The organism is Microcoleus sp. Pol12B5, assembly GCF_036701335.1.
GTDB lineage: Bacteria > Cyanobacteriota > Cyanobacteriia > Cyanobacteriales > Microcoleaceae > Microcoleus.
On the sequence record NZ_JAUBQQ010000021.1, the window covers coordinates 68,277 to 78,342 of the forward strand.

Consider the following 10,066-nt stretch of genomic DNA (forward strand, 5'->3'; position numbering starts at 1 on the left):
ATCGATGTGTAGATCTCTCTTGGCAGTATCAAAAGGTATCGAGCGATCTATCGACCTACTTCGGCCAGTCGCTAAAATAATTTCCCGGTGGGAAACCGAGAAATTATCAACTAAATCAACCTTTTTTCTGCTGGCGTTGGAGCTTAGTTTTCCAATTGGCGATCTCCTTCTGAGCCGGCTGATAACTCTTAGTACCCGACGGCACCAGCGAAGCAGCTTCAACTGCCTCCTTCAGCTTTCCTTGAGAGCCGCGCAACTGAGCAATTTTGAGAATGCTTTCGCTCCACTCTCCAATTAACTGTTGAGCTTCTGCATACTTCGGCTGACCGGGTTCAATTTTATTAGCTTGCTGGATGCCTTTACTGTAAGAAGAGGCAACCCCCCGCTTAATTTGACGCTTAGCAGCCGATAGCAAAGCAATATTTACATCCTGGTCTTTGGATAGCTCCTCCCACTGAGCGATCGCCTGTTTCGACTGATTGTAAACAGGCTGATTGACATCCGGCATCAATTTAGCCGCGCCGATTGCCCCCTGGAAATCGCCCCGAGCAGCCCGCCCGTTAGCTATATCCAAAATTGTCAAACTCCAGCGCTCAATATCCTGCTGAGCCTGCGGGTAGAGCGGATCGCTAGCCGGAATCGTTCGAGCCTTAACCACCGCTCTATTAAAACTAGAAGCCGAACCATCTTTGAGGAAAGTTTTCGCCTCAGCCCACACCTGCTGGCTGGATGGTGGCTCCTTGGTTCTAGTCCCCGCTTGCACCGCCCGCGGTTGGTTCTGCGATCCCCCAGTACCAGTAAATTTTTGAGATCCAGAGTTTTCGGCATTTTTAGCAGGCGATCGAGGATCTCCTTCCTGCTGACCAGTAAAAATTGATTTGTTCGTCACAAAAACACCCAACAGCAGCACCAAAGCCGTAGCTGAACTCCATAAAACTAGCTGCTGCAAAAATGACTTATCCGACCCCCCCTTATGCTCATCCTCCGGCTTTTGCAAGTTCGGTCGATCGCCCCCCCCATCAGCCGGGCCCACAGCATTTGGTGGCGACACAGGTGGCATCTCAACCGACGAATCCTGAGCGTTGCGAACTGCCGGAGGCACATCCATTCGAGCCGTAGCCATCGCCATTTGCGGGCGATCGAACCCATCAGCCGTACCAACCGCCATATTGCCGTTGCGTCCTGCCAACGCAGCAGTTGGTACCCCTGAAGCATCGGGCAAAATCACCAAATTAGCCTTTCCTGGAGGATTCACCACCATCAAAGGTTCTTGTTTCGGACGCAAATGGTGGTCACACAGCTCCGGCAGTCGATCGCTCAAAAAACGGTCTAAACCCTTAATAGTCATGCACTGTCCCGAGCGTAGCCCCTCCAAAAGCGCCGTCGTAAAAAACCCCTGACGCAAAGCCGAAGTTTCCCGCGAAACTTGATTAGGGCGGCAAGAAAGCACCGTCGGGATTTCCAGTTCCCGCGCCAGCTCGACCGTTTGAGAGCCGATCGTTTCCCCCGCTTTCACAATCTGGCTGCGGTTCATATCAACCAGCACCAATACCGTTTCCGTAGGAGCGTTTTTCAGAGTATTCAACAGCAACTCTACCGGAATCCCTGTACCCTGAATGTCAGCCGGATTGCCGTCAACCGGCATCAAATAATCCTTACCTTCATAGCTGACACCGTAGCCACTAAAAAAACACCAGAGTAAATCTCCCTGTTGCACATGTTCCGCGCACAGGCTTTGGGTCAATCTCAGAATATTTTCCCGATTTGGATAGGTAGATTGACCCCACAGCGACGGCGAGCTATCGGTCATCAGCAGACATCCATCCGGCGCAAAACCCGCCTCCTCAGTCAAAAAACCGTACAGCGCCTCTGCATCCTCTTGGGCATAACTCAAAGGCTGGAGTAACTGATATTGATTGATGCCTATTGCAATACAAGCGTGATTTTTCATCCCCATATGCCCTATATATATAGTGGACAGCTTGCACAAAACGATAACACATACCCGTTTAAGGTTATACCCACTTTCGTCAGCACTCAGAGAGCAGTTGACCGCAGGCAGAACTCCCAACAAGCCCCCCAATTTAGCATCCTAGAATTTTTAATTTTTATATTGCAGTAAAAATTTATATCCTCTGCCTGCCTTTAGAAAAATAAAGTTAAATTGGATACACAGGCCCTTCTATTTGAATTTAATTTCACCAAACTACACCAAAAAGGAATAACCCGCCAATGGTCTCTACCGCTAAAAAAGAAATCTCCACCCACAGCGAATCGCTACTGAAGCAAAAGCATCCTAAAACTCATAGCCACTATAGGTTTCAGGATTTTTTTGCCTTCGATCGCCAGATGGGTACCATTGACGACTGGAATGAGTCGCGCAACATTTTTACCAGCGAGGACTTCATTATCGGTTTGGTGGAGGGACTCGAAGAAGAAGTCGGCCCCGCGTCCTCTGTCATCATGTATACTATTGGTTGCCAGTGGGGACTCCAAGATTCCGAATTTTTTCAAAAATGGTTTAGTGCCGAATACAGCCAGAACATTCGCCAGTCAAATCTCATGTTTCTGCTAGAAACTTGGTGGTGGCCTTTCACGGCTCAAGGTTGGGGTCGCTGGGAAGTGGACATGAGCGATCGCAAACACGGCTGCATCTTCATCAACCTCTTTGACTCAGCAGTTGCTCGCACATTGGGCGACGTAGGCAAACCGGTTTGTCACCTATACGCCGGTTTGTTCGCCGGTTTCTTCGGCTCTTTAGTCAAAAAGCCTCTGAGCTGCATAGAACTTCAATGTTACTCAATGGGAGAAACCTATTGCAAGTTCCTGCTGGGCAACCCAGATAAAATTGATGCAGCAGCATTCTGGCTCAACGAAGGTGCCAACGCCCGCGATATTCAAAATCGACTGCAACACGGTGAAATATTGCGGTAAACAACTTGGAAAGGCACATCCCCTGCCCTGCCTTTCCTCCCACCAATTTCGCGATGAAAGTGCGATGGTGGATTTCTCCAGGCAGGAAGAAAGATGAAAAGTCAAACTTCATGGTTGGACCAATCTGTCCAAGAATTCTTTGGTCACTATAATTGGCTGGGAAAATCTTTAGAAACCCCAAATGGCTCGACCCCCGGTCAACTTCTGAGTTTAACCCAGCCCGTAGCAGACTTTTTTCAAGCTATTTCTTGGGAAGGAATTCCGGAAGTAGGAGCCCTACCCCTACCGCCACCCTTGCCAGTAATTTCTATTTCTGAACAAGCAGAAGTCACCATTGATGACCTATTTGACCTGTTTTAATCTGTGTGCCAAATGGAAAATAAAAAATAGGGCAATCCCGCATCCATCTTCCCTCACCCATCTTTCCTCATCCCTCAAAATCCATTAGTTAAACCCGTTAAATCCCGTACATAGCTCGTTGCCGAACTTCCTTCCTTTTATCAATTACCGATTACCACTTAATTAAAATCATGCACCCTGAGATTGAGGCGCTGCTAGATCAGGCAGAAAACCGCTTTTTAAAAGGCGAAGAACTCATGGCTTTTAAGCGTCAAGCTGTAACCCTTGTTCAGCGCTTAAAAATTTACGAATTTTTGCGAGAGAAGGAAGCAAGCATCTTCCAACCAGTAACCAACAAACTACAAGAAACATTCCCCGACGAAAAACAAGAAACCTTAGAACGATCACTCAAACATTGGGTGTTAGTCTTGCGGTACTGCGCTATGGCTATGCTGCTAAACGATCAAAATTTTCTCGAACAGCGCCTTGTAGACTGGCTTTCCGGCATAGTCGCAGCCCACCAAACTCAAAAGATCGAAGCAACTGTTTGCAATCTGCTGCAAATTCGTTTAAAAGAATTGCTTTCCGAGCAAGCCCGGACTATATTGCAACCATTTTTAGACCAAGCGCAGTCAATTATTGACCAAGGTAATAAATAATCAGCTTTTTTCCCAATTCCCAATTCCCAATTCCCAATTCCCGATGATTAATATTGCCGACTTACTCAAACAGCCCCGACTACCGGGAAACTACTTTGCCAGCGATGCCTACGTCCGAGGCGACCTCGAACTCGGTCTCCTCGAAAACCGCCGGGGCGATCGGCTTTTAGCACTCCCAGAAACACTGATTCAAGCCATTTATATCGGCTTAGAACAAGAAACAGGTCAAGCCTCTCGCCTCGTGCTTTTCAACTGCGGTCGCTGGTGGGGTAAAAACTTCTACGTGCGTTTTTGCGAAGAAGTTAGCGAATACTACGGTCAGCCAGTTTCTGAAATGGAAATGGTAGAATTTCTTCAGTCCTTACAGCAGTGTTGGAAAACTCATGGATGGGGAACATTTGAATTTGACCCCAGCTATTCCGAACAGGGATTTTTAATAGTAAAAATTGCTAACTCTCTTTTTGCTAAAACAGCTCCCAAGTCTAAGCGACCAGCCTGTTTTTTAGAAGCAGGTATTTTAAGTGCGTTCTTTAGTCAGCTTACGGGTCGAGAACTTCACTGTCTGCAAACATCCTGCGAATCATTGGGTTCGGACTGCAACCGCTTTATTTTAGGGCTGCGCGAGCGCCTCCAACCAGCAGATTCTATGGTCGAAGAAGGAAAAGACCATGAAGCTATTCTCAGTCAACTTTTTCAAAAAAACTGACTTATTTGACAGCTATTAGTTTGTTGCTAATAGCTGTCAAATCGATTTTTGGGCAGCCATATTATCGACCGTATCATCAAAACTGTGAGTTAAATTATAAAAAAGCTCGTGAGTTAAAAAATAAGGTTTTAGCAATTCAAATAAAACCTGATGAGAACTAGCAGCTAGAAACTTCATAACTTACTCTAGAAACTCATAAAATTTAAAAGCCATCAAAACCTCAAACATTTTGCTAGAACTTAATGGACGCCAATGAACTTCTAACTCGATATGCAGCCGGCGAAAGAGATTTTAGACTGGCAAATCTGCGCGGCATTGTGTTGAGTCCGATTGATTTATACCGTTCCAGCGATGCCCCAACTCTAATTTTGGCAAACCTCAACCAACACCAGCAACGACCCTACTTAATCGGTGCGAACCTCAGCGGGGCGGACCTCACCAAAGCCCATCTGAGCCGAGCCAATCTCAGCAAAGCTGACCTCAGCGGAGCCAATCTCACCGGCGCCAACCTCATGGCAGCCAGTCTAAGCGGCGCCAATCTCATCGGTGCCAATCTCACCGGCGCCAACCTAGCCGGCTCTCATCTGAATTGGGCAAACCTGACCGGAGCAAATCTTCCCAATGCTAATCTCATAGGTGCTGATATGAGCGCCGCTAACCTCACCAAAGCCGTTCTCACCGAGGCTAATCTCAGTAAAGCCTATCTGATTAAAGCCAATCTCAACGGGGCAAACTTCAAAGATGCTTACTTAAGTCTAGCGAGTCTGAAAGAGGCAGACTTGACCGAAGCACAGCTCACCGGAGCCGAATTATCCAAAGCCAACCTAGCCGGAGCCAACTTAACCCGTGCTAACCTCAGTAAAGCCAACCTGTTGAAAGCTAATCTCAGGCGAGCTAACCTCACTCAAGCCTATTTAAACGGCGCCTGCTTGATTGGATCAGACCTTAGCGAAGCTTGCTTGGATAGAGCCAATTTGTGCAAAGCAGACCTCAGCAAAACCTATCTGAGAAACATTACTTTGAATGGCAGCCACTTAAGCGGTATTAACCTCAGCGGGGCCGATCTGGGCGGTGTAGACTTGAGCCGCAAACTTTTAACTGGAATTAATATGGCAGAGGCATTGTTGAACGAAGCCAACTTGAGCGGTGCTTATCTGATGGAAGCTAATTTGAGCGGGGCAAACCTCAGCAAAGCCAACTTGAGTCTAGCCTACCTGATCAATGCCGACCTTTCTAATTCTTGCCTGCATGAAATTAACTTGACCAAAGCTAACCTGAGTAAAGCCAACTTGCAGAAAGCTGACTTGACAGGAGCCAACCTCCGGGGAGCCATTCTCACTGAGGCGGATTTGACGGGAGCGAAGTTGATTGGAGCCACTCTTCCTAACGGCACAGTTTATCGGCGTTAACTTGTCAACCCCCTTGATTATTTGCCGAGTAAAGTGCGGTTGATGTCCAGAATCGGAAAAAATAGGTTCCTTTCTTCCACCGTGAGATATTGTTTGAGGACCTTTTTCATCACTTCGTAGGTCACGCTCGCACTATTTCTAACTTGAACAGCGCCTAAAATAGTTTGCAACCAAAGTAGTAGCCGATCGCGCAATCGTTCCGTATCATTAATCAACAGTGCTGCCGCCGAATGCCTCAACACCCGCACAATATCTCCACGGCACTTTTCAGTCATATCGTTAGCCCCCCGCCGAAATAAACCAGGGTCTAGAGAGAGCATTTGTGCTTCCACTTGCCGCATAATTTCTGTTTCAGAGGCTTGAATTTTTTTATAAGCACTCATCCGGTGATTCAAAGACTGAAAGTAATCTTTCAAAAATTGGAGTTCTTCTGCACTGGCGTAGCGTCCGTCTGCTTCCATGCTCAAACGCGCAAGTTGGCTCAACATAGATTTTTCTCTACTACTAAAATACAAACATATCAGTTTTAAGCTTCTTTAGTCCGAACTAAATATTGTCCTACTTGAAAGCGGGTTTCATTAAGCTGTGTAACGATAGAACGAGTAATTAACTTTCCTGATTCTACAACTACTTGACCCGTAATTGGGTGTAATAAATCTTGCTGGGCCCGGCGGCCGATCAAAGCTTCGACATTTTCAATCGCATTAATGTACATCCCTGCAGGCAACTGTACAACCACACCCTCACCCATAATTTGAGCCTGACAAGCAAGTCGCGAATTGGCTTTAGCCGTAGTAATGACTTCCAACGTCCTTCTCTCGCGGCGGTTCATGTCCGACAAGCCTTCCATGCCTTCTTTAATGTAAACATGGCAGGTAGCGCACATTCCCCGCCCCCCGCATTCCTTGAGAACGTCTAAGTCTTTGGAAAGTAAGGCAGACAGGATATTCGATCGGGTTTCGACTGCTATTTCCTCCGCAATTGGATCTAGTTTAATAATTTTAACCATATTGATGTTTGCTCCTGTCAACTTCAGTATTTAGCAAGTTACTATCAACTTATTCAAAGCGCAAAAAATTTGGCTAATACTCAAAAAGGTTAAGATGCCTTGACGACAGCATCGGCTTCTGGCTCTCTAACCCCTATGACATAACCGCACTTCTGTTTTGGTCATATCGCTGTTCCCTCGCCCCGATTCCCCAGATTAGCCTTGAAAAGCTAAAACCTTAGAGACTTTCTGCATGGCATTGAAAAAACTGTCATAGTCGCGATCGACTAAAATAGCAGCCACAGGTAGTTCCGGATCTGGTACCCGAATCCGGCAAGATTGATAGTGATTCCGAAGCTCCAGGATTTTAGTAGGTGCGACTGTGCGATCGCTCTCAAAGAGGCTGAGAATGAACCTGAGATAACATAGGCTGTACCTGGCGAGGGATTCAAAAATTTGAATTTTTGTCAGAATTATTTACATATTTTAATACTAGCTCAAGCTTTTTCTATAATTAGACCGATGCAACATTCTAAGTACCGTATTTTAGGGCTAGTCGGACAAGGACAATTTGGTCGAGTCTTTTGTGCCAGCGTTCGAGAAGCTCCCGCCCAGGACTCCCGCCTCACCAGCCAACTGGTTGCTCTCAAAGAACTTAGTCATCAAAAAGCCCCAACTAGCGAATTCTTGCGAGAGCTGTGGTTTCTGATCACCTTGCAGCACCCGAACATTGTTACCTGCCGAGCTCTAGAACACACAGCTACAGGGAGGTACTTGGTTATGGACTACTGCGAGGGAGGAACCCTCCGCAACCTGCTCAAACAAGAGCGCCCCTTGCGTCTGCTTGAAGGTTTGCAGCTAGTCATGGAAGTTTTAGCAGGCTTAGACTACGCCCACCGGCGAGGCGTAGTTCACTGCGACATCAAACCCGAAAATATCCTCCTCACTTTAGGGGCAAAAGGTTGGTCGCCCCGACTGTCCGACTTTGGCATCGCGCGTCGGCTGCCAGAAATTGGTACCACTCGCCTCCACCAAGAACTTTCTCCCGACGCTACCGTAGGTTCCCCCGCTTACATGGCCCCTGAGCGGTTTTACGGTCTTTTTTCCCCGATGTCAGATATATATGCAGTAGGCATTCTGCTGTTTGAATTGCTAATGGGCTACCGCCCTTTCGGGGGAACCCCCGGAGACTTGAGGTGGGCGCACCTGAATCAACGCTTGCAATTTCCCGACGCCATCCCCGAACCTTTGCAAGCAATAGTTAAAAAATCTTTAGAAAAGCTGCCAGCCCGCCGTTTTGCCAGTGCTTCCCAAATGGCCCAAGCTCTGCGACTGATCATGTACGACCCCGCTGTCAGACAATTGGGCGACTGCATTATTCCCTGGGAAAACCCCACAAGTGGTGATAAAAGTCTGAAGTCGGAAACTGAGTCTTTAGTGGAGGTGGAAGAGGAAAAAGCATCACAGTCGGCTATTAATTTACTTCGGACTGTGCGCTATTCGCTTTCGCAGCCAAAGCCACTGATACTTCCTGCACCGCTGACCGCTTTAATTGCCACTGAAACGTATCTCTATGCTGCTGTAGGTACAGAGGTGAAAGTTTGGTCTCAGCCGGGAAAACAGCTAGTTACAGGAGAAATGTCTACTTCTATTTCATTAATGCCGGAAATCGTGCGGGGCATTTTACCTGTTTCCGATGGCTGCTGCGTTCTCACTCCCCAAAAACTTTACTGGCTCAACGATCACTCTTGGGAACCTCAGTGCCTGCTGGATATGGGTTTTAGGCAAGGCCCAGATGCTTTAAAAGCTGCTATTGACTCTCACGGTAACTGGTTGACAGTAGCGGTTCCTGGCGAACTGCGTTTTTATTCTTTAGCGGGAAACAGCACTGTGGGCGATCGGGAAAAAACCCTGAAGCTGATCGCTACTGTGCCGTTACCAGAACACTATTTGCCAGAATTAATTTTTTTGGATCGGCGACATGTCTTAGCAGTTTGGCCGGACAACGAACCAAAAAATCCCCAAACTATTTTTAGAGTTTACACTCGCCGCGGCACGCCGGTGGGTTCTGTGCGGTTGTCTGCCAGTGTCGGACAGATCCTATTAACACCTGAGCCTTATACTTTGCTGGGAATTCCCCAAGGTGGTAAAGCGGCGGTGCTGTTGATGAAATTGTGGCCGCTCAAGGTAGCGCGAGTTCCCCTTGAAACTTTCCCCGTGTCTGCTTGTGTGGCTAATTGGGGATGGGTGTTGGCCGATTTTGGGGGGCAGATAGAAGTGTTAAACAGTCAAGGGATTCAAGTAGGGAATTTTAGCGGTCCTGCCTCACCCCGGGCGATCGCTCCGTGGGGGAATAAAGGTTTGGTGATTGCTGTCAATACTGAGGAAGAGAGTCACTTGCACTTTTTAGATTTAGATGTTGAGGAGACCAACTCGCGCTCGCTCATCAAAGGCTGATAACTGGCGTAACTAAAGGAGTTTCGGGGTGTAATTCAGGAGAGTGTATTTGCGGGCGATCGATTCCTGGGAATTTGATCAGGGTGAGAGTACCGTGTCGTGTCAACTTCTGGATTTTGAATCAGAGGAATTGTTAAGGGCGATCGGCTCAATCTGAGACCCAAACGTCCCTCAGTAAAGTCCCAGAAATGCAGACACCACTTAACATATATCACTCATGCACCAGCCTGCTTCTGTCATCCTAAGCCCATGATGCAGCCTCACAGGGCGTTGCTGAATCAGGGTATGAAAAAAATAACTTTAAAATCCCAAAGCTTTGTGGATACTGGTTTCTATGACGGTCATATTTAGCGTTTCATACCGTAAATCAGCAACGCCCCTCACAGCTTACACTCTAACTTTGCCCTACCTATACTCCAAGTAAGCCTCATCATGTTGAACCACGGAGTTCTTCTACCCATGCGCGGGAAATAGTCCAGCCAAAATACGGCTTTTGGCCCAAAAAAAGACCCCATAGTTAAAAGAGGAGTCAGCCAGGGATACCGGAGTAGGCCGTAAATGCCGAAACCTTTAC

The 10,066-nt window shown here is 47.4% G+C and carries 9 protein-coding genes; 6 read left to right on the forward strand and 3 right to left on the reverse strand.

Annotated features, from left to right (window positions below; all coding sequences use genetic code 11):
• Positions 1–115: 115 nt before the first annotated feature.
• Positions 116–1,951: a caspase family protein gene (locus QUA24_RS12755; RefSeq protein WP_333230101.1), complete on the reverse strand. Its 1,836-nt coding sequence runs from the start codon at positions 1,949–1,951 to the stop codon at positions 116–118.
• A 281-nt stretch (positions 1,952–2,232) separates the two neighbouring features.
• Between QUA24_RS12755 and QUA24_RS12760 the strand changes: the two genes are divergently transcribed.
• From QUA24_RS12760 to QUA24_RS12780, 5 genes are all read left to right on the forward strand, one after another.
• Positions 2,233–2,934, forward strand: coding sequence for a V4R domain-containing protein (locus tag QUA24_RS12760; RefSeq protein ID WP_333079508.1), 702 nt, complete (start codon positions 2,233–2,235; stop codon positions 2,932–2,934).
• A 93-nt stretch (positions 2,935–3,027) separates the two neighbouring features.
• Positions 3,028–3,294, forward strand: a complete 267-nt coding sequence (locus QUA24_RS12765) for a hypothetical protein (RefSeq protein WP_333042386.1) — start codon at positions 3,028–3,030, stop codon at positions 3,292–3,294.
• A 170-nt stretch (positions 3,295–3,464) separates the two neighbouring features.
• The gene (locus tag QUA24_RS12770; protein WP_333230103.1) at positions 3,465–3,932 is read left to right on the forward strand and encodes a phycobilisome protein; all 468 of its coding nucleotides are present in this window, start codon (positions 3,465–3,467) and stop codon (positions 3,930–3,932) included.
• Between the two features lie 43 nt (positions 3,933–3,975).
• Positions 3,976–4,638, forward strand: coding sequence for a V4R domain-containing protein (locus QUA24_RS12775; protein ID WP_333211708.1), 663 nt, complete (start codon positions 3,976–3,978; stop codon positions 4,636–4,638).
• Positions 4,639–4,880: 242 nt separating this feature from the next.
• Entirely contained in the window at positions 4,881–6,047 is a 1,167-nt protein-coding gene (locus QUA24_RS12780) for a pentapeptide repeat-containing protein (RefSeq protein ID WP_333230106.1), read from the forward strand.
• 17 nt (positions 6,048–6,064) lie between these two features.
• Here the strand turns inward: QUA24_RS12780 and QUA24_RS12785 are convergent, their stop codons facing one another.
• Complete coding sequence (locus QUA24_RS12785; protein WP_333230108.1) at positions 6,065–6,535, reverse strand: phycobilisome protein; 471 nt, start codon at positions 6,533–6,535, stop codon at positions 6,065–6,067.
• 38 nt (positions 6,536–6,573) lie between these two features.
• Complete coding sequence (locus tag QUA24_RS12790) at positions 6,574–7,056, reverse strand: 2Fe-2S iron-sulfur cluster-binding protein (RefSeq protein ID WP_006635922.1); 483 nt, start codon at positions 7,054–7,056, stop codon at positions 6,574–6,576.
• 501 nt (positions 7,057–7,557) lie between these two features.
• Between QUA24_RS12790 and QUA24_RS12795 the strand changes: the two genes are divergently transcribed.
• Positions 7,558–9,492 carry a serine/threonine-protein kinase gene (locus tag QUA24_RS12795; RefSeq protein WP_333230110.1) on the forward strand — a complete coding sequence of 645 codons (1,935 nt, stop codon included), beginning with the start codon at positions 7,558–7,560 and terminating at the stop codon, positions 9,490–9,492.
• The last annotated feature ends 574 nt before the right edge of the window (positions 9,493–10,066 follow it).

What these genes read in the sequence shown, in the direction of transcription:
- QUA24_RS12775 (WP_333211708.1), top strand. Translation starts at nt 3,976, where the DNA reads ATGATTAATATTGCCGACTTACTCAAACAGCCCCGACTACCGGGAAAC.
- QUA24_RS12790 (WP_006635922.1), bottom strand. Translation starts at nt 7,056, where the DNA reads ATGGTTAAAATTATTAAACTAGATCCAATTGCGGAGGAAATAGCAGTC.
- QUA24_RS12780 (WP_333230106.1), top strand. Translation starts at nt 4,881, where the DNA reads ATGGACGCCAATGAACTTCTAACTCGATATGCAGCCGGCGAAAGAGAT.
- QUA24_RS12765 (WP_333042386.1), top strand. Translation starts at nt 3,028, where the DNA reads ATGAAAAGTCAAACTTCATGGTTGGACCAATCTGTCCAAGAATTCTTT.
- QUA24_RS12770 (WP_333230103.1), top strand. Translation starts at nt 3,465, where the DNA reads ATGCACCCTGAGATTGAGGCGCTGCTAGATCAGGCAGAAAACCGCTTT.
- QUA24_RS12760 (WP_333079508.1), top strand. Translation starts at nt 2,233, where the DNA reads ATGGTCTCTACCGCTAAAAAAGAAATCTCCACCCACAGCGAATCGCTA.
- QUA24_RS12795 (WP_333230110.1), top strand. Translation starts at nt 7,558, where the DNA reads ATGCAACATTCTAAGTACCGTATTTTAGGGCTAGTCGGACAAGGACAA.
- QUA24_RS12755 (WP_333230101.1), bottom strand. Translation starts at nt 1,951, where the DNA reads ATGAAAAATCACGCTTGTATTGCAATAGGCATCAATCAATATCAGTTA.
- QUA24_RS12785 (WP_333230108.1), bottom strand. Translation starts at nt 6,535, where the DNA reads ATGTTGAGCCAACTTGCGCGTTTGAGCATGGAAGCAGACGGACGCTAC.